The organism is Halopseudomonas sp. (genome assembly GCF_047631575.1).
Lineage (GTDB): Bacteria > Pseudomonadota > Gammaproteobacteria > Pseudomonadales > Pseudomonadaceae > Halopseudomonas.
The window spans coordinates 278,021-300,467 of the sequence record NZ_JBLIAB010000003.1 but is presented as its reverse complement, the minus strand read 5'-3'; the positions used below and the strand labels follow the sequence as shown (position 1 = coordinate 300,467).

Here is a 22,447-nt window from a genome sequence, read left to right as displayed (position 1 = left end):
GCTTGTACGCTTGTTGCGGCGTACCCGACGCATCCATAATGGGATTGTATTTAGTAACAGGCCTCAGATTCATGGATTTGCCTCTCGTCTATCATCCCGATTACAGCTTCGTCTTTCCTGCTGCACACCGTTTCCCGATGGATAAATTCGTGAGGCTACACGACCATCTGCGCGCCGCCGGCATATTACATGAAGGCAACCTGCATCAACCCGACGCAGCTGACTGCCATATGCTCGCTTTGGCCCACGACGCGGGCTACGTCAATCGCTTCTGCGCCAATGCTCAGGCACCGGCAGAATTGCGACGCATGGGACTGCCATGGAGCGAAGCATTGCTGCAGCGCACGACTCGCGCCGTTGGGGGTTCCTTGCTGACCGCCGACCTAGCGCTGCGACACGGACTCGCCTGCCATCTAGCCGGGGGAACCCATCATGCCCATCACGATTTCGCCTCAGGCTTCTGCATATTCAATGACCTGGCTATCATCAGCCGTTATCTGCTGGCCAGTGGCAAGGCCGGAAGGGTACTGATCTTCGACTGTGATGTGCATCAGGGCGACGGCACAGCGCGAATTCTAGAGAACGATACCGACGCTATTACGGTTTCGTTGCATTGCGAAAACAACTTCCCCGCACGCAAGGCCGCCAGCGACTGGGACATCCCGCTGCCGCGTAATACAGATGATCATGCCTATCTGAAGGTAGTCGACGACGTACTCAGTTATCTTCTGCCCCTATATCAGCCTGACATCGTCCTGTACGACGCCGGCGTTGACGTGCACAAGGATGATGCTCTGGGCTATCTGGCGCTAACCGATGCCGGCATTGCCAATCGAGATCGAATGGTGATTGATCACTGTCTGGCTCGGGACATTCCCGTATGCGCTGTGATAGGAGGCGGCTACAGCAATGATCGCGAAGCGCTTGCCCGTCGTCATGGCTTATTGCATCACAGTGCCGCGCAGATTTGGCGTGAGCGCGGTTTGGGTTAAACTGGCTAGCCGCCGTCAGCGCCCCATTAGACCCAACCGGATCATTCATGTCAGCCAGCCCTAATTACTCCTCTCGTGTTGCCATCATCGGCGCCGGCCCAAGCGGACTGATGGCCGCCGAGACGCTGATTAATCGCGGTCTAGAAGTCGACATCTACGATGCCATGCCATCTCCGGGACGCAAGTTTCTGCTGGCCGGCATTGGCGGTATGAATATCACCCACTCGGAATCCGCTGATTGCTTTTCCGCCCGGTATCAGGAAGCCAGTCCATGGGTGAGCGCATGGTTGCATCAACTCGATGCGAGCGCCCTGCGTCAGTGGGTGCATGGTCTAGGAGTAGACACCTTTGTCGGCTCCTCGGGCCGGGTTTTCCCGGTCGAAATGAAAGCAGCCCCGCTGTTACGCGCCTGGTTGCGCCGCTTGCGCGAGACAGGCTTACACCTGCACACCCGTCACCGCTGGACGGGTTGGGATAATGAGCAACAGCTGCAGTTTGATACGCCAGGCGGTGCAGTGCGCAAACAGCATGCTGCAACCATACTGGCGTTGGGCGGCGGCAGCTGGGCACGGCTGGGATCGGATGGCGCCTGGGTTGATACGCTCCTCGAACGGGGTATTGATGTAACGCAACTGATACCCGCCAACTGTGGATTTATTAGTCATTGGAGCCCCCACCTGAGCGAGCGCTTTGCCGGTAAGCCACTAAAACAGGTGATCGCGACGGTCACTCGGCCGGATGGCACCGAGCTGAGCCGGCGCGGCGAGTGCGTCGTTACCTCTGACGGCCTAGAGGGTAGCCTGATTTATTCATTATCTGCACCGCTACGTGAGCAGCTAATGAATACCGGAAAAGCCCATTTTTTTCTGGATCTGGCTCCCGATCGCAGCCAGTGCGAACTCTTCAAGACGCTGTCCATACCGCGCAAGGGGCAATCGCTGGCGTCGGTGCTGCGTAAGCGCGCCGGACTCGATCCGCTCAAAATAGCGCTACTGCACGAATGCCTGACGCCGGACATTCTGGCCGACCCGCAAAAGCTCGCGCAGGGTATAAAAACAGTGCCTGTATTACTACAGGGTACCCGCCCGCTGGACGAGGCGATCAGCAGTGCCGGCGGGGTAACCCGTGTCGCAACGGATGACCGTTTGATGCTGAACGGCATGCCTGGCGTATTTTGCGCGGGTGAAATGCTCGACTGGGAAGCGCCCACTGGCGGCTATCTCCTGACGGCCTGCTTCGCCAGTGGGCGGGTGGCCGGCAACGGTGCCGCAGACTGGCTCAGCGCTGGAGCTTGACGCCGGAGAGCCTTGGCAGCATCCAGCGTTCGAACAGGCGAGGGAAAAAGCGCGAGAGGAACCGCGCGCGCCAATCCACGTTGGACAGCACCAACAGCCGCTTGCGCTTTACTGCTCCAAGATAAATATCATCGGCAACATCGTTGGGCGAAGCCACCTTGAAAGGGGTAACGATACTCGCCTGATTGATTGATCCGTCGCCTACCAGCGCATTCTTGCGAATATCCGTAGCGGTATAGCCCGGGCTGACGAGCATTACGTTAACACCCCGCTCGCGCACTTCCAGCCTCAGGGTCTCAAAGAGACCATGCAAGGCATGTTTGCTGGCGTTGTAGGCGCTTCGATACAGCAACGGCGCAAAGCCAGAGATCGAACTGAGAACGATAATCTGACCCTTGCGCTCGATTAGGCTATCCAGCGCGTGCCGCGTGCAATGCAGTGCGCCGAAATAATTCACCGCCATGATGCGCTGGAAGACCTCCAGATCCGTATCGGCAAACTCGCTGCGATGGGTAATACCTGCATTGTTGATCAACACATCGACACCGCCAAAATGCTCGATCACCTGACCAATCGCCTGCTGACAGGCGCTATCATCAGCCACGTCGCAATGAATAGCGAGCACCTCGGCGTTGATCTTGGTCATCAACTGTTCGCGAAACGCGACCAGCGGCTCGTCCTGCACATCAAGGATCGCAATGCGCGCGCCGGCTTGGGCAAAGCGCAAGGCCAATGCCCGCCCGATGCCAGCACAGCCGCCGGTCACAACTACCACTTTCTGTTGAAACGCACCTCTGGACATCAAGCTTCCCTCCCTCTGCCGTTATTTCAAAGAGTGGGCCAAAACTGTCTGGGCCGCAAGAAGTCCCCTAGGGCGCCAGGCGCTCGCGAATCCATTGCCCATCAACCAGTCGGTAGTTCAATCGATCATGCAGACGGCTGGGCCGGCCTTGCCAGAACTCGATCAGTTGCGGTTTAAGCCGCATACCGCCCCAGTGCTCCGGGCGCGGCGGAGATTGATCACTGTACTTCGCTTGCAGTGCGGCCAGATTGTCTTCCAGTACCTGACGACTGGCGATCACTTCGCTTTGCGGTGACGCCCAGGCTCCCAGTCGGCTACCGACGGGTCGGCTGTGATAATAGGCATCGGACTCCTCGTCACTAATACGCTCCACCTCGCCTTCGATCCGAACCTGACGTTCTAAATCATGCCACCAAAAAGTCATTGCGGCCTTGGGCTGAACCACCAGTTGTCTGCCCTTGGCGCTCTGGTAGTTAGTAAAAAATACAAACCCACGCTCATCGGCACCCTTGAGCAGCACAGTTCGCACGTGCGGCTGGTTCTCGGCATCGACACTGGCCAGCATCATTGCATTGGCCTCACTAGACTCAATTTCCACTGCCTGCTCAAACCAGCTCGCGAACAAGCTCAGCGGGTCGTCCGGAGTCTTTTCTTCAAGCAGACCATCGCGGGTGTAATTACGGCGCAAATCAGCAATATCAGACTTCATCTAGCACTCTCCCTGGAATCATGTATCAATCCTAGCATCGCCAACCCGGCCTGCATTGATCCCGGACAAGGCTTGTTTCAATCGCTAGCCTGCAGGCACTTGTAGACTTCACGGCTCAATGCAAGTGCGCGAGGGTCCATCAGTACGTAGGGGCCCATTGCATTGGTGACATAGCCGAACCCGACCTGTGCGGCCGGGTCGCAGAAACCCAGTGCACCGCCTGCACCCGGATGACCATAGGCCTGCGGACCCATGCCAAAGCTGCCACCCGCATAGTCCTGTTCAAGCATAACGCCCAGGCCGAAACGCGTTGGCGCCAGCAGTGTGCGATCCATACCCTGCGAATGCTCCCGGCGCACCTGGGCGACCAACTCAGCATCCAGCAAGCGTACATCACCCAGACTGCCGTCGTGTGCCATTAACTGCCAGAAACGCGCCAGTGATCTGGCGTTGCCTGTACCGTTCGCCGAGAGTATTTCCGCTTGCTGCCACTGTCGCTCATTAGTGCTCACCATCATGCTCGAAGGATTGCCAAAGGCCTTGAAGCCAAGTCCTTCTGGCTGACCCATGGAGGCAAACAATGCGCGGGCATACTCGTCGCCAGCCTGATTACGCAGACGCGACACATGAGCAACTCGCAACAACGCGTCATCCGGCACGCCCACAAAGAAATCCATCCCCGCGGGCTGACAGATGTACTCCTGTATATAGTCCCCCGGCCGTACGCCACTGACCCGCCGCAACGGCTCGCCGACCAGCCAGGCGTAGGTTACCGGTGCATAACCGTGAATCTCGTCGGGGGTCCACCAGGGGCGCTGCGCAGCCAAGGCATGGCACATTGCATCCCAATCAAACAGGGCTTCGGGCGGCAACGTTGCGCTGATTGCTGACAGTCCAGACTGATGACTCAGAACCTGGCGCAACGTGATGTCTTCTTTGCCCGCCTGTCGGAACTCCGGCCAGACATCAGCCAAGGGGCCATCCAGCTCAATCTTTCCTGCTTCTACCTGCTGCAGAATCGCTACTGCGCCCAGCGGCTTGGTGCAGGAAAACACATTAACCAAGGTATCCTGCTCCCAGGGCTGTTGATTTTCCTTGTCGACAACCCCTTGCCACAGATCCAGCACGGTGTCTCCACCGATCATTACGCACAAAGCACTGCCACGTGCCTGGGCATCCTGTTGCTGCTCAGCAAAGATGGTGCGCACAGACTCGAATCGCGGGTCAAAATAGCCCTGGACATTGCTCATGAAAACTCCTTTTTTGTGTTTATTGATGGCCTATATTTAATCGCAGATTCAAGAGCGCTGCAGCCCGCAAAGAGGGGGCTAATCAATGTCGCGGCGGAAGGGTGGCAACGCATTCAGGATCGCCTTGCCATAACGCTGGGTTACCAGACGGCGATCGAGCAACGTTACTGTGCCGCTGTCTTCTTCATTGCGTAGCAGGCGGCCGCAGGCCTGAATCAAGCGCAGGCAGGCATCAGGAACTGCAATCTCCATGAAGGGATTGCCACCATTGCGCTCTATCCACTCCGACAGCGCCGCTTCCACCGGGTCATCTGGCACCGCAAAGGGAATTTTTGCAATAACCACATGTTCACAATAGTGGCCGGGCAGATCGACGCCCTCGGCGAAACTGGCGAGGCCAAAAATAATGCTTTGTTGCTTGTCGTCAACGCGCGAGCGATGCTGGCGGATCAGTTCCTGCTTGGATAGATCCCCCTGTACGAAGATACGCTGGCGAAAAGCCCCACCCAGGCCGGCGTAGACTTCGAGCATCTGTCGCCGCGATGAAAACAGCACCAGACTGCCCAGCGCCTGCTCAAGGATGGCCGGCAAATGCACGATAATAGCGGCGCTGTGGCCAGCACTGTCACGTGGATCCGCCCCGAGGTCGGGAATACGCAACACGCCCTTTTCCGCATACTTGAATGGGCTTGGCGCCATAGTGCAGACCGCGCTTCGGGGTAAGCCGGCACGCTGACTGAAGCGGTCAAAACGTCCCAGTGCTGTCAGCGTAGCGGATGTGACCAGGCAACCGAAGGCGCTATGCCAGAGAAACTGACGCAGGGTGTCCGCTGCCAGAATCGGACTTACATGTACTTCGATATCATTTTGCTCAGTGAGCGTCAGCCAGCGCGCAGTCGGCGGTTTTTCAGGCGGATCTATCAGGCAAAACTGTGTCCACAACGTCCAGTTACCTTCAGATCGTGCCAACAGCGCACCGAATAGGGGGTACCACTCTTCAGCTTGATGCGAGGTGACGCCAACGGCCTCGCCATCCATCGCCTCCTTGAGTTGATCCACAAGACGCTGCAACATGTCAGTAATACGTCCGAATCCTGCTTTAAGCTCCACACCCATATCGCATAGGTGCTCCGGAATGACGCCGTCCTTGAAGCGATGCTGCGGTCGCACCTGTCCGCTGGGATCCTCGACATTGGCAAAATCCGACACCTCGGTCAGAGCCTGGGCCATAAACTGCTGGTGGGGCTTGAGATCACGGGCGACCTGCGGTACCTGCTCGAGGGTGCGACCAAAATCGCCCGGGAGTGGATTCTGCGCCAGCAACTTGCTCAGATTCTTATCCAGTTGCTCGAGCCAGTCGGCAGTTGCCGCCATGCGCGTATGGTGAGCAAAATGGGCGATCGCCTTGTCCGGAAGATGATGACCCTCATCGAAGATATACAGGCAGTCACGCGGGTCAGGTAGTATCGCTCCGCCGCCCAATGCCAGATCTGCGAGTACCAGATCGTGGTTGGTCACGATCACATCGACTTTCTGCACACCTTCGCGCGCCTTGTAGAACACGCACTGATTAAAGTGACCGCAACGGCGGTTGGTACACTGGATATGATCAGTGGTCAGTCGCGACCAGTCTTGATCAGCCAATGCCGTAGGCCAGGAGTCGCGTTCACCATCCCATTTGCTGGTGGCCAGGGACTCAACCATGCTGGTGTAGAGCTTCAACCCCGCCTCGTCCACCTCGAGGTTGAATCCCTCGTCGGCGAAGCCCTGCTGGCGACTGGCCAACGACTGGTTATCACTCAGTAACTGGTCGAGCTTGGACAGGCAAACGTAACGCCCCCGACCCTTGGCAAGCGAGAACTGGAAATTCAGCCCTGCGTTACGCTGAATATCCGGCAGGTCCTTGAGGACAATCTGCTCCTGCAATGCAACGGTAGCCGTCGAGATCACCAGCGGCTTGCCTAGATAGCGGGCAATCGGAATCGCTGCCAGGCAATAAGCCACCGTTTTGCCCGTGCCTGTACCAGCCTCGACCACAGCCACTGCCGGCTCGCCATCACGCCGACCCTCGTCATCCAGCTTGATACCGCCAAACAGCTTGGCCACCTCGGCAATCATCACGCGCTGGCCATAGCGCGGCTTCAGCGACTTGTTTTCGAGGAAGGTACGGTAGGCCGTCTGGATCTGGCTTTTCAGTTCATCATTCAGCATGCGGGCTCCAGGCAAGGGCGGCATCATATCACTTCGCGCCATCACGGGCTTGCTGTGGCAAGGGACTCACAGGTAACCTCTGGTTGCAGTTTTCGCTTGCGATAACCCGCTCCAGGCCGGACTCTGATTAATTAACCACTGCTATTCGGAAACCTCATGTCCACCACCCCGACCCACGCACTGCTCGGCATACTCGATCAATACCAGCCCAAACGACTGCTGTGCATCAGCCGTGGCTCAGTCCCCGCCGTAACAGCCTATGTAACAAAACATCCGGATTGCGAGCTGATTACGACCAGTGAAGCACCCTTGCCGGATGACTTGGCCAATCAGCGCTACGATCTGGCAATCGTTGCCGACCAATTGGAGCAGTTGAGCAAACGAGAAGGGACCGAATTGCTGGCCGGTCTGCGCAATCTGTCAGTTAGCAGAATGGCGGTGCTTGTGGAACTTGCAGAAGCCCCACAATGGGAGACCAGCGACTTCTACGGGTTGGCCATGCAGCGTGAGGCCCATTTCGAAAGGGACGAGCGCTGTCTTACCCTGTTTACCTATGACTTGGCGGAATATAAAACAGTACCCGACTGGCTGAACTCCAAATACTGGGCCAATCCGGAAAACTTTGATAAGTACTGGTGGTAACTGTGCGTCCAATTGGGCCTACCACCCTCTGCCCCTGTGGTAGCGACCAACCCTATGATGCATGCTGCGGCCTTGCTCATGGAGGGCAGCCGGCGGCAACCGCCCAAGCGCTGATGCGCTCTCGCTACACTGCATACACCCTGGGGTTGATCGACTATCTGGTGGCGACGACACTACCGACCCAGCAGACGCAGTTGGACGTGCTTGCAATGAATAAATGGAGCCAGGAAAGTCACTGGCTCGGTCTTGAGCTGGAAGCTGTGACCAAATCCAAAGCAGATCGCGCTCAAGTCACCTTTACCGCACACTGGGCCGATCCAGACGGGACTCGGCACCATCACAGAGAGCGGTCCGACTTTCTCCGTCATGCAGGCCAATGGTACTTTATCGATCCCAATCACCAGCCTGACATTAGCCGCAACACTCCCTGCCCCTGTGGTTCCGGCAAGAAATTCAAACGTTGCTGCGCAACCTAAGCACTTGCGATGGCACTTGCACCTTAATGCTGAAGCTTCAGTCCTGCAGCTTCAAATGATCGGTATTGGGCACCACTGCGTCGGCTGAACGTTTCAACTCGTCAAGGTCGGCACCGGGCGGGGCCAGACTGAATGCAGAGAGATCGATCGGCAACGCAGTGAATTCAACATAGTCGTCCTGCATATCACTGCCAACTGGGGCTATAGCAAAATCCGGGGCCTCGACATCCTTGAATGCAGCCACGTATGCGTCGCGAGGTTCCGCCTCGGAGGCCCTGTGTGGGTTAGGGCCTGGCTGCGGAGCATTACTTGATAGTAATTTCGATGGAGATGTAGGGGGCACTTGGGCATCATTCGTTTCAGGCTCCACCGCATCAATATTGCACAACGCACCAGCGCGTTCGATAGCTTGCCGGTATTTTTCCGCCGCAGGCTGATCCAGACCCTGTTTGATGACTACCCGGCGCCCGGAAAAGAGTACATCGAGCTGTTCGCCGCCCACCTGAAACAGCTGACCAATCCGCGCTCGCGCCTGCTCCTGGGTCACCCCGGATCGCAGCTGTCCTTGAAAAGCAATCTCGAAAAGAGGCATCTTGTCTCTCCCTGGTAATGAATAGTCCTGCACTGGAGGCAGTATTTGATTAGTATGGACAGACGTAGGCGGTCCCACAACTCTATAAATAGACAGCTTGCGGCATACAGGAGGAATACGTGCTCAGATTCACTTTGGCTACTGCACTGCTGATCAGCCTGCTCCTGTCGACCGGCTGCGCCATGTTCGGGTCATCCTATGTCAAGCCTGAGGTATCACTGGCCAATGTCGAGATGCTCAAGGCCAATCTGTGGGAACAGTCCTTCCGTCTTCGATTGCGCGTGGACAATCCCAACGACCGCAGCCTTCCTATACGCGGCATGCATTACGAAATCTACCTGAACAATGCTCACCTGGCGACGGGAGTAAGCGATCAATCATTCAACGTACCGGCCTACGGCTCGGAATATTTTGAATTGAATGTGCGCTCCAACCTGTGGCGCCACCTACGCGACATGACCAAACTGGTAGAAACCCAAAAGCCGGTCGATTATCGGATTGAAGGTCACATCCGAACCGGCTTGTTGTTCTCGCCGACCCTTACGTTGCGCGAGAAGGGCACACTGAATCCCGCTGACCTGAGTTTCTGAACTATGACAATATTGAACGTACTTGCCCTCGCGGGCCTGGCCATTATCGTTGGTCTAGCAACCTATGCTACTGTTCTGTGGCGCAGGGTAAACTACAAGACACAAGCCGATAAAATGTCGCAAATCGAGCTGGAGCGACGCTTGGCCGTCGATATAGAGTTCCTGGCACAGAGTCTTGCAACCGGACAGATTCAGCCGATTGAAGGGGCCATCCGCATCAAGGTGCTGCTGGATAATTATGCGGGGCCGCGGCGAGAGCTGCTAGATCTGACCGTATTTGAAACGGTCTATGATGAAACGGCCCACATTCCGACTCACCAGGCCTGGAAAGACCTTCCGCGCGAACAACGTATTGCGCTTGAACGGGAAATGAAGGCTATTGAACAGACTCACAAACAGCGCCTCGAAAGGGCTGCCGCTGAGTTGAGCAAAGGCCTAGCCAATCTGCGTAATATGTCGCACCCGGCTTAGCTGTAAACAGTGTCAGGGTTCTACTGGACTGAATCCGGCAGCCCTGACACATCTCGCTTCAAACGACCGAATTGCCACCATCTACTGCGATCGCCTGACCGGTGACGTGTCGCGACGCTTCGGATGCCAAAAATACTGCCGGGCCCTTGATGTCTTCTTCACCGCCAATCCTACCCAGGGGTGTGCCTTCCTTGATCAACTCTGTCACCTTCTCCAGGCCTTTGGCCATCTTGGTAGGGAAGTAGCCAGGGCAAATAGCGTTTACATTGATATTGTAGGTGCCCCACTCGCCTGCCAGGGCGCGAGTCAAGTTGATCGCTGCTGCCTTGCTGGTGTTGTACGCCACGGTGTGGATGCCAGAGTTAGCGCGGTTACCCTTGAAGCCAGCAATGGAAGCAATGTTGATGATCTTGCCTGAGCGACGCGGGATCATAAAACGGCGAGCTACTTCCTGGGCCATCAGGAAACAGACGTCAACGTTCAACGTCATTACTTTCTGCCATCCCTCGTAACTATGCTCTTCCGCTGGCTGTCCCCAGGTGGTGCCGGCGTTGTTAACTAAAATATCGATGGTACCGAATTTGGCTTCGACCGCATCAACCAGTGTTTTGACCGGATGAGCGTCAAGTTTGCCCAGGTCACAGGCAATCCCACCCGCCTCCACGCCCTGGGCGTTGAGCTGAGCGACGACCTCGTCGACTTCGGCTGCGTTGCGGGCGCTGATAAACACCTTGGCGCCCTGCTCACCCAGTGCTTCGGCCATTTGTAAACCCAGGCCCTTGGTACCACCGGTGATCAGCGCAACCTTACCAGTCAGATCGAACAGTTGTTTAACGCTCATGAGATATCCTTCTTTTTAGTGTGACGTAGTACATGTGTGAGGACATCATAGCCGCTCCCAGCCAACCTACCGACCATCAGTGATCCGGGTGATATACAGCCACACTCCGGTGTTATCATGGCGCCTTCATTATCTGGTGACTATCCATGGCTCAACACGACTTCAGACACAGCTTATTTAAGCCGACTCATACCCTAATAGAGTGCCGCACACTGTCTGCAGGCCTCTATCAGGTTACCGGTCAGGGAGGCGGAATAAAGCCTGGAGACACGCTGATCTGCACGATAAAAGGCAGCCGTGATCTGCCAATGCCTCTGCTGGTGGACAAGGTACGCTACCTGATCAATCCACCAGGACAATGGACCGCTACCGCGAAAGGCCCTGACCTGCGCGGTCATGCAGTACTCGGCTGGTCGATTCAATGCGACCAATGTGCCAGAGAGCAGGCTTTTGAGTTTCTGGTTCTGGATGCGGACAATCTGACGACACGCACAACCAAAGCGGTCGAGCGGATCAGTGAGCTGGGCTGGGTTCCCCAGGGCGAGAATCATCTGTGCCCGGCCTGCGCAAAAAAACAGGCCTGAGACAAGTCAGAACAGGCTCATTTGCTCGCCGAGCACACTGTGCGCGTGATCCAGGCGTACCCCCACACCGATCAAACGCACAGGACGACCACCCCGCGCAAACGCCTGGATGCAAAGGTCGCGATAGCCTTCGGGCGTCACCGGCGCGCCTACCTGCTCAAGGGTGGTCTGAGTAAAGTCATGAAACTTCAATTTGATAAAAGGCTTGTTTATGCGGTACTCACCGTCCAGCCTACCCAGCCTCTGAGCCAGCTTCTCAAGCAATGGCGCCAGCGCATGCAGGCAAGCCTCAAGATCGGGGAGATCATGATCGTAGGTATTCTCCACGCTCACTGACTGACGCTTGCTTTCCACTTCAAGCGGTCGATCATCTATCCCCCGAGCCAACTGCCACAAGCGTTCACCAAAACTGCCGAATTCCTTGGCTAGATCCTGTTTGCGCCACGGTAAAAGCTCTCCGCACACATCGATGCCCAATCCTTTCATCCGCGCCGCGGTGACTTTACCCACACCGTGCAACCGCTCGATTGGTAACGTTTTAATAAACGCCTCAACCTCGTCCGGCAGTATCACCTTGAGGCCATCCGGCTTGTTCCAATCGCTGGCGATCTTGGCTAGAAACTTGTTCGGCGCAACCCCGGCTGACACTGTTATACCTTGGCTGGCGAAAGCTTTGCGGCGAATTTCCTGTGCCATTAATGTCGCACTGCCACGACAGGCGTCACTGTTACTTACATCGAGGAATGCTTCGTCCAGCGATAGAGGCTGAATGAGATCAGTGTAGTCACTGAAAATGGCCTGAATCGCCTGCGACGCCTCGCGATATACCGCCATACGCGGCGGAACAATCAGCAGATCGGGGCATAGCTTGCGGGCGTAGGCGGATGCCATTGCCGACCGAACACCATAGGCACGGGCTTCGTAATTGCAGGTAGCCACGACCCCGCGCTTACCCGGATCGCCTCCTACCGCCAGCGGTCTACCCCGCAGTCGCGGATCATCACGCATCTCAATCGCTGCGTAAAAGCAATCACAATCTATATGGATAATTTTGCGCACTACTTCGGAGTCCGTTGCTACCAACCGCACCAGTGTAACCGATCAGGACTTAACCTTACGTTTGCGACCAGCCAGCATGCTTTCATACCTGAATCTTGAATAAGTCAGACAGCCATTACCCGATTCCGACCTGCAGCCTTGCCCTCGTATAGGCCTTTGTCTGCACGACGTATGACATCTTCAATAGCGGCATCGTCGTTGCTGACCTCAGTGACGGCGAAGGTCGCGGTAATGCTGACCTTCTCATCCTCCGACTCGACCACCTCCTCCTGGAGTCGTGTGCGCAGGCGTTCAACGACCAGAAGTGCACTTTCAATCCCGGTGTCAGGTAACAACAGAATGAATTCTTCACCACCAAAACGTCCGGCGATGTCCGAGTGGCGCAGAGTATCAATAAATAGCTGGGCCACCTGCTTGAGTACCTGGTCGCCCACATCATGGCCGTATTGGTCATTGATCCGCTTGAAATAATCCAGATCCACTACGCAGAGTGATAACTCACTGCCATGCCGACGGACACGCTCCAGTTCGCGGCGAAACAGCATTTCGTAATGACGTCGATTGAATAATCCGGTAAGGGGGTCAGTGGTGGCCTGCAGCTTGAGCTCGACCTCCAGCTCTTCGCGTCGCTTGATTTCCAACTGTAGCGACTGGTTGATCTGAACCGTTTCGATGAACAGTGCATATTGCTGGCGCTGGCCCAGGTTAAGTCGCAGGGCAGCAAAGTAACCGATGATAGTTGGCAGGCAGAGAATAAAAAAGGTACCCACCAGTGTCGCTGAGCTCGCATCGCGCAACCAAATGCAGTAGAGCGTGCCGATAATGCCGAAAATCGCGACAAGGCTGGAATTGACGACCCGATTGGGTATAAAAATAAAGATACTGATAAGCAGTATTAAGCTGACACCGATATTCCAAGTCACAATGTCGGGACGTACGAAATAAATAAGGAAGAACAGCAGGAAACCTGTCGCTTCGATAAGGGTGACAACACCCCCATCACTAGCTAACCGAGGCAGACGGCGGACAACAACTGAAAAAGACAAGATCATCAACGCGGAAAACAGTCGTGATCCCATCAGGTGATAGAAACCATCACTCAGACCCAGCGCTAGGTAGTCCAACCAACCAAAGCCAACCAGTAGAAAAGCCCATACCCGCAATGCGACGATTAAATGTCGGACAGTAATACCTTCGACATGCTCGCAATAGGCCCGTTCAGTTTCCTGATCAACAAACTCGCCGCGTCTGGCAGACAGCGCATACCGAACTGTTTCTTTTTCCACCGTGGACTCCATCACTACCAAGGGCTGCTTCTTATTTTCTTATTGCTCCTCGCTGACGAAGCATACTTCAGCGCAAGAATTATAGCCAAATTTCGATAATGGCACTATGACACACGTCAGGTAAACAGGGCTCTGTCGATTGCTACGCTGGATACCCGAGGAGCTATTGACCCAGAGCTAAAGCTAAGGAAAATATCTTTTCTGTTCAATCGCTTGACAGCACAGCGCCAATGAGTAGAATGGCGCCCACAGACGCGGGGTGGAGCAGTCTGGTAGCTCGTCGGGCTCATAACCCGAAGGTCGTAGGTTCAAATCCTGCCCCCGCAACCACATTAAAGACCGTCGATTGGATCCTTTCCTTCGACGGTTTTTTTTGCCTGGATTTCCTCCTGACACATCGCCTCCAGCCTCTTTCGGATCGAGGTCAATACCTGACAATAAGGTACCGCTTCACTCGGAGCGCCCCATTCTTGGGAAAATCAAATCAGAATGATACCTGCGCTGACACTCGATTGCGTGATAGTCCTGCCTGCGTCGGTTTTCACGCTGTATCAACTGCGTCGCGCCAACTACCATGATTTATAACACCAACAAAAACACAAGGGAGCAGCCAACATGCATATCGGCTTTATTGGTCTGGGTAATATGGGTGGCCCCATGGTTCGCAATCTGCTGGCAGCGGGTCATCAGCTCAGCATCTTTGATCTTTTCAAGCCGGCCGTTGAAGCACTGAGAAGCGCTGGTGCCAGTTCGGTAGATTCAATCACAGACTTGGCGCAGAGCGATGTCGAGCTGATCATAACCATGTTACCGGCGGCATCCCACGTCAAAGCCGTCTACCTCGGTGAAAAGGGATTGTTGGCTAGTATAGCCCCCGGAATACGATTGATTGACAGTTCTACCATCGACCCCATGTCGGCCCGCGAGGTGGCTTCTGCTGCTCAGCAGCAAGGCAACCCCATGCTCGACGCACCCGTATCCGGCGGCACCGGCGGCGCCGAAGCGGGCACTCTGACCTTTATGGTTGGAGGTTCTGTCGCAGACTTCAACACTGCGCTCCCCGTATTACAGACCATGGGGAAGAATATTGTGCATTGCGGGGCGGCCGGCAATGGTCAGGTCGCCAAGGTGGCCAATAACATGCTGCTTGCCATTTCCATGATTGGCGTGGCCGAAGCGATGTCGCTCGGCGTATCCCTGGGGATGGACCCAAAAACCCTGGCAGGCGTAATCAATACCTCCAGTGGTCGCTGCTGGAGCTCGGATACCTATAACCCCTACCCCGGCGTTATCAATGGAGCACCTGCGGCCAGGGGCTACAGCGGTGGATTTGGCACCGATCTCATGCTCAAGGATCTGGGACTGGCCACTGACGCGGCGAAACAGCAAAAAAAACCCGTCATACTGGGTGCGGTAGCCCAGCAGCTTTATCAAACTTTCAGCGCACAGGGCCATGGCGCGCTGGATTTTTCCGCGATTATTAAGATGTATACAGGAGAGGATTAATGACCGAACCGCAAGCAGTCATAATGGCCAAAACGCGTAACCATATAGGATACTTGACCCTTAATCGCCCGGAGGGTCTCAACGCGCTGACGCTGGAGATGGTGCGGTTGCTGCATAATCAATTGAAGGTCTGGGCCGGGGATACATCGATCAAGGCCGTCATTTTGCGTGGCGCAGGTAATCGTGCCTTCTGCGCCGGTGGTGATATTCGCGGTCTGTATGACCTGCACAAGGCGGGCAAACGCGGTATCGAAGAATTCTTTAGGCACGAGTATCTACTCGATCAATACATCCATGACTACAGCAAACCGGTATTGGTGCTTATGGATGGCTTCGTACTGGGTGGGGGGATGGGGCTTGCCCAGGGCGGCAGTCTCAGGCTGGTCAGTGAGCGGGCACGCATGGGTATGCCCGAAACCGGTATAGGTTATTTTCCGGATGTTGGCGGCAGTTATTTCCTACCTCGCTTACCTGGCGAGCTGGGTCTCTACCTGGGTATCACCGGCAATCATATAACCGCTGCCGATGCCCTCTATGCCGGGCTCGCGGATGTGCATCTACCCAGCGAGCGCATGGCCAAGCTGGATCATCATTTCGACAATCTGGACTGGTCCCTCACGAGCCCCGAGCAATTAGTGCGCGACCTGGGGGTAACCGAACTCCCCAATAGCGAATTGGCAAGATTACAGCCCGCGATTGATCATCACTTTATCGCCAATGATATACCCGCCATACGCCGGTCCCTGCTTGAAGAACACCGTAGCGAGTTCAAAGAATGGGCACTGGCAACGGTTACCACCATGGACAAGCGCTCTCCCCTGGCGATGGCGGTCACCCTCGAGCTGTTACGTCGCGGACGCCAACTCAGCTTGCCGGAATGCTTTGCCATGGAACTGCATATAGACAGGCAATGGTTCGAGCATGGCGATATCGTCGAAGGGGTTAGAGCCCTGCTCGTCGACAAAGATAAAAACCCACGATGGAACCCTTCTACTATCGCGCAACTCGATCCAGCCAGGGTCAAAGCTTTCTTCAAGGGGTTGTAAATGAACGATCTGGAGTTTAGTGAAGACCAACGCATGGTCCGAGAAATGGCCCGTGATTTTGCCCGTGCCGAACTGGCGCCGCGGGCGGCGCAATGGGACAAGGACGGATGGATCGACGATACAGTGGTCCGCCAAATGGGCGAACTGGGGCTTCTGGGCATGGTGGTTCCGGCGGAACAGGGTGGTAGTTTTACCGACTACAGCGCCTACGCACTGGCTGTGGAAGAAATATCCGCAGGTTGTGGTGCCACTGGGGCCCTGATGAGCGTACATAATTCGGTTGGCTGCGGCCCACTGCTCAAGTTCGGTTCTGCCGACCAACAGAATACCTGGCTTGAGCGATTAGCGACCGGTCAGGCTATTGGCTGCTTTTGCCTCACTGAACCCCATGCAGGCTCAGAGGCACACAACCTGCGCACCCGCGCTGTGCTGGAAAACGGCGAATGGGTGATCAATGGCGCCAAGCAGTTTGTTACCAACGGCAAACGCGCCAGCCTGGCCGTGGTATTTGCGGTAACCGATCCAGACTTGGGCAAGAAAGGCTTATCTGCTTTTCTGGTGCCTACCGATAACCCGGGATTTCGTGTGGAGCGCATGGAACATAAGCTGGGAATCCGCGGTTCTGATACCTGCGCGATCACACTGGACAATTGCCGCATCCCAGAAGGTCATCTGCTAGGTGTGCGTGGCAAGGGGTTATCGATCGCATTATCCAACCTGGAAGGCGGGCGCATTGGTATCGCAGCTCAGGCACTGGGCATTGCCCGGGCAGCGTTCGAGGCGGCACTGGGCTATGCCCGTGAACGCACCCAGTTCGGCCAAGCACTGACCGAACATCAGAGTATCGCCAATATGCTGGCTGACATGCATATGAAGCTAAATGCCACGCGATTGCTGATCCTTCATGCAGCGCGCCTGCGCACCGCCGGGCAACCCTGTCTGTCGGAGGCATCACAAGCAAAACTGTTTGCCAGTGAGATGGCCGAGGATGTGTGCTCCAAGGCAATTCAGATTCACGGGGGCTACGGCTATCTGGAGGATTACCCCGTTGAGCGTCTTTACCGAGATGCACGGATCACACAGATTTATGAAGGTACCAGCGAGATTCAGCGCCTGTTGATCGCCCGGGAACTAAGGCACTACAGCCTGTAGGCAGAATCACGACGGACGACTATAACTCAACAGCGCAAGCGTGCCAGCCATTCTAGGTCTTCCGGACAAGTCACCTTGATATTGTCCGAGCGGCCTTCTACCAGGCGTGGCGCGTACCCAGCCCGCTCCATGGCCGACGACTCATCGGTGATAGCCGCACCGGCTTCAAGCGCATCCGTCAATGCAGCATGCAGTGGACCGAGGCGAAACATCTGCGGGGTGAAAGCTTGCCAGAACAACGAACGGTCTGGCGTTGAAGCAACTCGACCCAGTCCATCAGTGCATTTCAATGTGTCGCGCACCGGCACCGCTAGAAGGCCCCCGACCGGATCACAGGCAAGGGTATTGAGCAGGTGATGCAAGTCCGATGCGGCCAAGTTCGGCCGAACCGCGTCGTGTACCAATACCCAGTCATTCGCTGACGCCCCCTCAATCAACAATCTTTCCAGGCCTGCGAGGACCGAGTCGGCCCGTTCGACGCCACCCTCTGCCCGCCAGATGCGTGTGTCAGTCGCGCAGCCTAGTTGAGCCCACCACTGATCGTGCGGTGCAATACAGACGACCAGGCCGCGCAAACCGGGCTGATCAAGAAAGCATTCAAGGGTATGTTCAATCAGTGCGCGATCGCCGAGACGCAAATACTGCTTGGGACGATCAGCCCGCATGCGCGAGCCAATACCGGCAGCTGGAAGGACCACCCAGAATGGAGTCGTTGTCATTCGGTGCTTAACTGGAACAGGGTCTCGCCCTCGCGGATCATACCAAGCTCATGCCGGGCACGCTCTTCAACCGTTTCTAGGCCCTGCTTCAGCTCCTTGACCTCGGCGCTCAGTACGCGATTGCGCTCGAGCAGCTGCTCGTTCACCTGCGCCTGTTCGGAGATCTCCTGTTTGAGCTGGGTCACCTGCGCCAGGCTGCCCTCGCCCACCCACAAACGATACTGCAGACCCGTAAGCAGGATAAGGGCAACTGGCCAGAGCCATTTCAAAGCGCATCACCCACATGAAAACGCCGAAACAGATCCGAACGCAACCTGATGGGGGTTGCGCCTGAACTGAGGCTCGACGTGCCAGGCGTCATAATGAACATGATGAGCGTCTCTCAGCTACGGAACTCGGCGCGACCCTTGTACTGCGCTTTACCCTGCAGTTGTTCTTCAATACGCAGCAACTGGTTGTACTTGGCGACACGATCAGAACGGCATAGGGAGCCGGTCTTGATCTGGCCAGCCGATGTACCCACTGCCAGATCGGCGATGGTGCTATCTTCAGTCTCTCCGGAACGGTGCGAAATAACCGCAGTAAAACCAGCAGCCTTAGCCATCTGAATGGCTTCCAATGTCTCGGTCAATGTACCGATCTGGTTGAACTTGATCAGGATCGAGTTCCCGATGGACTCATCAATACCTCGCTTGAGGATTTTAGTATTGGTCACAAACAGATCATCACCAACCAACTGGACCTTGGCGCCGATCTTCTGCGTCAGGACCTTCCAACCTGCCCAGTCGGACTCATCCATACCGTCTTCGATCGAGATGATCGGATAGCGTTCGGTCAGCCCAGCCAGATAATCGGCAAAACCAGCTGCATCAAACACCTGACCTTCGCCAGCCAGATCGTATTTACCGTCCTTGTAGAACTCACTGGCAGCGCAATCAAGCGCCAGCGTCACGTCATCACCAAGGCTGTAACCCGCGTTGGCTACCGCTTCAGCAATAGCAGCCAACGCATCTTCATTGGATGCGAGATTAGGCGCAAAACCGCCTTCATCACCGACTGAGGTACTTAACCCACGGGCCTTGAGTACAGCCTTGAGGTGATGAAAAATCTCGGCGCCCATGCGCAGCGCTTCGGCAAAGCTCTTGGCACCAACCGGCTGAACCATGAATTCCTGAATGTCGACGTTATTGTCGGCATGCTCGCCGCCATTGATGATATTCATCATGGGTACCGGCATGGAATACTCGCCGGGAGTACCATTCAAATCAGCGATGTGCGCATACAACGGTACACCCTTGAACTGCGCAGCGGCCTTGGCGGCAGCCAGCGAGACCGCAAGGATCGCGTTGGCACCGAGTGTTGCCTTGTTCTCGGTACCGTCCAGCTCAATCATCGCACGGTCCAGACCAACTTGGTCGGTCGCATTACGGCCAACCAGTAGTTCACGAATCGGACCATTGATATTGGCTACTGCCTTGAGCACACCCTTGCCCATGTAGCGGCTATTGTCACCGTCGCGCAGCTCAAGAGCTTCACGCGAGCCAGTGGAAGCGCCAGAGGGTGCGCAGGCACTACCGGCAGCGCCGCCGTCCAGAATGACGTCGGCTTCTACGGTTGGGTTGCCGCGTGAATCGAGAACTTCCCGACCCTTGATATCAATGATCTTTGCCATGGTTGCTGCTTGCTCCGTCTAACTGAAAGACTGTGGTATGAAATAGAGACTGATGATCAGGCGGTTTCCAACGTCGGGAAACCTTTCACCAGATCATCCAGTGCCTTGAGCTGGGTCAGGAAGGGTTCAAGCCGATCCAGCCGCAATGCACAGGGTCCATCGCACTTGGCACTATCGGGTTCGGGATGCGCTTCAAGAAACAGCCCGCCCAGGCCCTGACTCATACCCGCCTTGGCTAAATCAGTCACCTGAGCGCGTCTGCCTCCGGCTGAGTCGCTGCGTCCACCGGGCATTTGCAATGCGTGGGTCACATCAAAGAAGACTGGATAACCAAATTGCTTCATCACGCCGAAGCCGAGCATATCCACCACCAGATTGTTGTAACCAAAACTGGAGCCACGCTCACACAGGATCAGCTGGTCGTTGCCCGCCTCTTCGCACTTGCTCAGAATGTGACGCATTTCCTGGGGAGCCAGAAACTGCGCTTTCTTAATATTGATCACGGCGCCAGTACTCGCCATGGCAACGACCAAATCAGTCTGGCGGGACAAAAAGGCCGGCAACTGGATAATGTCGCAGACTGCGGCCACCGGGGCAGCTTGAGCGGGCTCGTGCACGTCGGTAATGATCGGCACTTGGAAGGTTTGCTTGATCTCTTCAAAAATTTTCAGCCCCTCGTCCAGACCAGGCCCGCGAAAGGAGTTGATCGAGGAACGATTAGCCTTGTCGAAGCTGGCCTTGAACACATAGGGAATACCCAGTTTCTCGGTTACGCGGACATAGGCCTCGCAGATTTGCATGGCCATGTCCCGAGATTCGAGCACATTCATGCCGCCAAACAGCACGAAAGGCTTATCGTTGGCGATCTCGATAGCACCAACCTGGATCGTCTTGTGTTGCATCTGCATACCTCAGCTCTTGAGTTTGTGCTGGGCCAAGGCCGCCTGAATAAAGCCACTGAACAACGGGTGGCCATAACGCGGCGTCGAGGTAAATTCCGGATGAAACTGACAGGCGACGAACCAAGGGTGGTCACCCACCTCGATCACCTCAACCAACGCACCATCAACGGAGCGTCCGGTCACTTTCAAACCGCCAGCCTCCAGGTCGGGAAGCAGGTTATTGTTGACCTCGTAACGGTGTCGGTGGCGCTCGACTATCACATCCTTGCCGTAACAATCGTGGGCATTGGAGCCCGGAGTCAGAACGCATTCCTGTCCGCCTAAACGCATGGTGCCGCCCAGATCCGACTCCTCGGTGCGCAACTGGCGATCACCGGCAGCGTTCGCCCATTCGGTAATCAAACCGACCACTGGATGTGAGGTGGTCTTGTCGAACTCGGTCGAATTGGCATCAGCCCAACCCAAGACACTGCGTGCGAACTCGATCACTGCCACCTGCATGCCCAGGCAGATACCCAGGTAAGGAATCTTGTTTTCGCGGGCGTGCCGCACCGCGGCGATTTTGCCTTCAACGCCGCGCAGGCCAAAACCGCCGGGCACCAGGATGGCGTCCACTCCGTCCAACAGACCGAGGCCTTTGAACTCAATTTCTTCGGAATCAATGTAGCGCATGGTGACTTTGGTCTGGCTCTGGATACCGGCGTGACTCAGCGCCTCTATGAGAGACTTGTATGCCTCGAGCAGCTCCATGTATTTGCCAACCATCGCGATGACTACTTCTTTATTCGGGTATAGCTTGCCAGCCACCACGCGATCCCACTCGGACAGATCGGCCGGGGCGCACTGGATACCAAAACGCTCGATAACGAAATCATCAAGCCCCTGGGCATGCAGCACTGCAGGGATACGATAGATGGTATCGACATCTTCCAGACCTATGACCGCGCGCTCTTCAACGTTGGTGAACAATGCAATCTTACGCCGCGAAGACAGATCAATAGGATGATCCGAGCGACAAATGAGTACATCGGGCTGCAGACCGATGGATCGCAACTCCTTGACCGAATGCTGGGTAGGTTTGGTTTTTGTCTCGCCAGCAGTAGCAATGTAGGGCACCAGAGTCAGATGCATCAACATCGCGCGCTTGGCGCCGACTTCAATACGCAGTTGCCGAATAGCTTCAAGAAATGGCTGTGATTCGATGTCGCCAACTGTACCGCCGATCTCGACCATCGCCACGTCGGCATCGCCGGCACCCTTGATGATGCGGCTTTTGATCTCGTCAGTGATATGCGGGATGACCTGAATGGTCGCGCCCAAATAGTCGCCGCGGCGCTCCTTGCGCAACACTTCCTCGTACACTCGGCCGGTAGTGAAGTTATTGGCACGACTCATGGTCGCGGAAATAAACCGTTCGTAATGCCCCAGATCCAGATCGGTCTCAGCGCCATCATGGGTAACAAATACTTCGCCATGCTGGAACGGACTCATGGTGCCCGGATCGACATTGATATAGGGATCGAGCTTGAGCATCGTGACTTTCAGGCCCCGCGCCTCAAGAATGGCGGCCAGGGAAGCAGAGGCGATGCCTTTGCCCAAAGAAGAAACAACACCACCCGTGACGAAGATGTAGCGCGTCATGAAAAACCC

23 protein-coding genes and 1 tRNA gene are annotated in these 22,447 nt (G+C 55.9%); 11 read left to right on the top strand and 13 right to left on the bottom strand.

Annotated elements, in window-relative coordinates:
- Nucleotides 1–71 precede the first annotated feature (71 nt).
- Entirely contained in the window at nt 72–992 is a 921-nt protein-coding gene (locus ACJAXR_RS08160) for a histone deacetylase (RefSeq protein WP_415057761.1), read from the top strand.
- 47 nt (nt 993–1,039) lie between these two features.
- The gene (locus tag ACJAXR_RS08155; RefSeq protein WP_415057760.1) at nt 1,040–2,287 is read left to right on the top strand and encodes a TIGR03862 family flavoprotein; all 1,248 of its coding nucleotides are present in this window, start codon (nt 1,040–1,042) and stop codon (nt 2,285–2,287) included.
- On the opposite strand, the gene ACJAXR_RS08150 is transcribed toward ACJAXR_RS08155, so the two are convergent.
- The 4 genes from ACJAXR_RS08150 to dinG all read right to left on the bottom strand — a co-directional run bounded on the left by ACJAXR_RS08150 (nt 2,271) and on the right by dinG (nt 7,259).
- Nucleotides 2,271–3,089 (bottom strand): SDR family oxidoreductase, encoded by an 819-nt coding sequence (locus ACJAXR_RS08150; protein ID WP_415057759.1) that lies wholly within the window; start codon nt 3,087–3,089, stop codon nt 2,271–2,273. The genes ACJAXR_RS08155 and ACJAXR_RS08150 overlap by 17 nt on opposite strands.
- Nucleotides 3,090–3,156: 67 nt before the next feature.
- Nucleotides 3,157–3,798, bottom strand: a complete 642-nt coding sequence (gene pdxH, locus ACJAXR_RS08145; RefSeq protein ID WP_415057758.1) for a pyridoxamine 5'-phosphate oxidase — start codon at nt 3,796–3,798, stop codon at nt 3,157–3,159.
- 77 nt (nt 3,799–3,875) lie between these two features.
- Nucleotides 3,876–5,048, bottom strand: a complete 1,173-nt coding sequence (locus ACJAXR_RS08140; protein ID WP_415057757.1) for a serine hydrolase domain-containing protein — start codon at nt 5,046–5,048, stop codon at nt 3,876–3,878.
- A 78-nt stretch (nt 5,049–5,126) separates the two neighbouring features.
- The gene (gene dinG / locus ACJAXR_RS08135; protein ID WP_415057756.1) at nt 5,127–7,259 is read right to left on the bottom strand and encodes an ATP-dependent DNA helicase DinG; all 2,133 of its coding nucleotides are present in this window, start codon (nt 7,257–7,259) and stop codon (nt 5,127–5,129) included.
- Between the two features lie 156 nt (nt 7,260–7,415).
- Here dinG and ACJAXR_RS08130 point away from each other — a divergent pair, with 156 nt between their 5' ends.
- Complete coding sequence (locus tag ACJAXR_RS08130; protein ID WP_415057755.1) at nt 7,416–7,901, top strand: DUF6231 family protein; 486 nt, start codon at nt 7,416–7,418, stop codon at nt 7,899–7,901.
- Between the two features lie 11 nt (nt 7,902–7,912).
- A complete protein-coding gene (locus tag ACJAXR_RS08125; protein ID WP_415057890.1) occupies nt 7,913–8,377 on the top strand; it encodes a YchJ family protein in 465 nt (154 codons plus the stop codon).
- A gap of 37 nt (nt 8,378–8,414) precedes the next feature.
- On the opposite strand, the gene ACJAXR_RS08120 is transcribed toward ACJAXR_RS08125, so the two are convergent.
- A complete protein-coding gene (locus ACJAXR_RS08120) occupies nt 8,415–8,969 on the bottom strand; it encodes a hypothetical protein (RefSeq protein WP_415057754.1) in 555 nt (184 codons plus the stop codon).
- A gap of 119 nt (nt 8,970–9,088) precedes the next feature.
- On the opposite strand from ACJAXR_RS08120, the gene ACJAXR_RS08115 reads away from it, so the two are divergent.
- Nucleotides 9,089–9,559, top strand: a complete 471-nt coding sequence (locus tag ACJAXR_RS08115) for an LEA type 2 family protein (RefSeq protein WP_415057753.1) — start codon at nt 9,089–9,091, stop codon at nt 9,557–9,559.
- A 3-nt stretch (nt 9,560–9,562) separates the two neighbouring features.
- Entirely contained in the window at nt 9,563–10,030 is a 468-nt protein-coding gene (locus tag ACJAXR_RS08110) for a DUF2489 domain-containing protein (protein WP_415057752.1), read from the top strand.
- A gap of 58 nt (nt 10,031–10,088) precedes the next feature.
- Here the strand turns inward: ACJAXR_RS08110 and ACJAXR_RS08105 are convergent, their stop codons facing one another.
- Complete coding sequence (locus ACJAXR_RS08105; RefSeq protein WP_415057751.1) at nt 10,089–10,871, bottom strand: SDR family oxidoreductase; 783 nt, start codon at nt 10,869–10,871, stop codon at nt 10,089–10,091.
- A gap of 146 nt (nt 10,872–11,017) precedes the next feature.
- Between ACJAXR_RS08105 and ACJAXR_RS08100 the strand changes: the two genes are divergently transcribed.
- Nucleotides 11,018–11,455, top strand: a complete 438-nt coding sequence (locus ACJAXR_RS08100; protein WP_415057750.1) for a hypothetical protein — start codon at nt 11,018–11,020, stop codon at nt 11,453–11,455.
- Between the two features lie 6 nt (nt 11,456–11,461).
- Here the strand turns inward: ACJAXR_RS08100 and dinB are convergent, their stop codons facing one another.
- Both dinB and ACJAXR_RS08090 read right to left on the bottom strand, forming a co-directional pair.
- Nucleotides 11,462–12,514 carry a DNA polymerase IV gene (dinB, locus tag ACJAXR_RS08095; protein WP_415057749.1) on the bottom strand — a complete coding sequence of 351 codons (1,053 nt, stop codon included), beginning with the start codon at nt 12,512–12,514 and terminating at the stop codon, nt 11,462–11,464.
- A gap of 104 nt (nt 12,515–12,618) precedes the next feature.
- Nucleotides 12,619–13,800 (bottom strand): GGDEF domain-containing protein, encoded by a 1,182-nt coding sequence (locus tag ACJAXR_RS08090; RefSeq protein ID WP_415057748.1) that lies wholly within the window; start codon nt 13,798–13,800, stop codon nt 12,619–12,621.
- Nucleotides 13,801–14,053: 253 nt separating this feature from the next.
- On the opposite strand from ACJAXR_RS08090, the gene ACJAXR_RS08085 reads away from it, so the two are divergent.
- The 4 genes from ACJAXR_RS08085 to ACJAXR_RS08070 all read left to right on the top strand — a co-directional run bounded on the left by ACJAXR_RS08085 (nt 14,054) and on the right by ACJAXR_RS08070 (nt 17,504).
- Nucleotides 14,054–14,130 (top strand) — tRNA-Met (locus tag ACJAXR_RS08085).
- Between the two features lie 285 nt (nt 14,131–14,415).
- Nucleotides 14,416–15,306 carry a 3-hydroxyisobutyrate dehydrogenase gene (gene mmsB, locus ACJAXR_RS08080; protein ID WP_415057747.1) on the top strand — a complete coding sequence of 297 codons (891 nt, stop codon included), beginning with the start codon at nt 14,416–14,418 and terminating at the stop codon, nt 15,304–15,306.
- A complete protein-coding gene (locus tag ACJAXR_RS08075) occupies nt 15,306–16,352 on the top strand; it encodes an enoyl-CoA hydratase/isomerase family protein (protein WP_415057746.1) in 1,047 nt (348 codons plus the stop codon). Before mmsB ends, ACJAXR_RS08075 begins: the two co-directional genes overlap by 1 nt.
- A complete protein-coding gene (locus ACJAXR_RS08070; protein WP_415057745.1) occupies nt 16,353–17,504 on the top strand; it encodes an acyl-CoA dehydrogenase family protein in 1,152 nt (383 codons plus the stop codon).
- Between the two features lie 26 nt (nt 17,505–17,530).
- On the opposite strand, the gene ispD is transcribed toward ACJAXR_RS08070, so the two are convergent.
- The 5 genes from ispD to ACJAXR_RS08045 form a co-directional block, all read right to left on the bottom strand.
- Nucleotides 17,531–18,223, bottom strand: a complete 693-nt coding sequence (ispD, locus tag ACJAXR_RS08065; RefSeq protein ID WP_415057744.1) for a 2-C-methyl-D-erythritol 4-phosphate cytidylyltransferase — start codon at nt 18,221–18,223, stop codon at nt 17,531–17,533.
- Nucleotides 18,220–18,492, bottom strand: coding sequence for a septum formation initiator family protein (locus ACJAXR_RS08060; RefSeq protein WP_415057743.1), 273 nt, complete (start codon nt 18,490–18,492; stop codon nt 18,220–18,222). The genes ispD and ACJAXR_RS08060 overlap by 4 nt, the downstream gene beginning before the upstream one ends.
- Nucleotides 18,493–18,605: 113 nt before the next feature.
- Complete coding sequence (gene eno / locus ACJAXR_RS08055; protein ID WP_415057742.1) at nt 18,606–19,895, bottom strand: phosphopyruvate hydratase; 1,290 nt, start codon at nt 19,893–19,895, stop codon at nt 18,606–18,608.
- A gap of 56 nt (nt 19,896–19,951) precedes the next feature.
- Nucleotides 19,952–20,797, bottom strand: coding sequence for a 3-deoxy-8-phosphooctulonate synthase (gene kdsA / locus ACJAXR_RS08050; RefSeq protein WP_415057889.1), 846 nt, complete (start codon nt 20,795–20,797; stop codon nt 19,952–19,954).
- A 9-nt stretch (nt 20,798–20,806) separates the two neighbouring features.
- Complete coding sequence (locus ACJAXR_RS08045) at nt 20,807–22,438, bottom strand: CTP synthase (RefSeq protein WP_415057741.1); 1,632 nt, start codon at nt 22,436–22,438, stop codon at nt 20,807–20,809.
- Between the last annotated feature and the right edge of the window lie 9 nt (nt 22,439–22,447).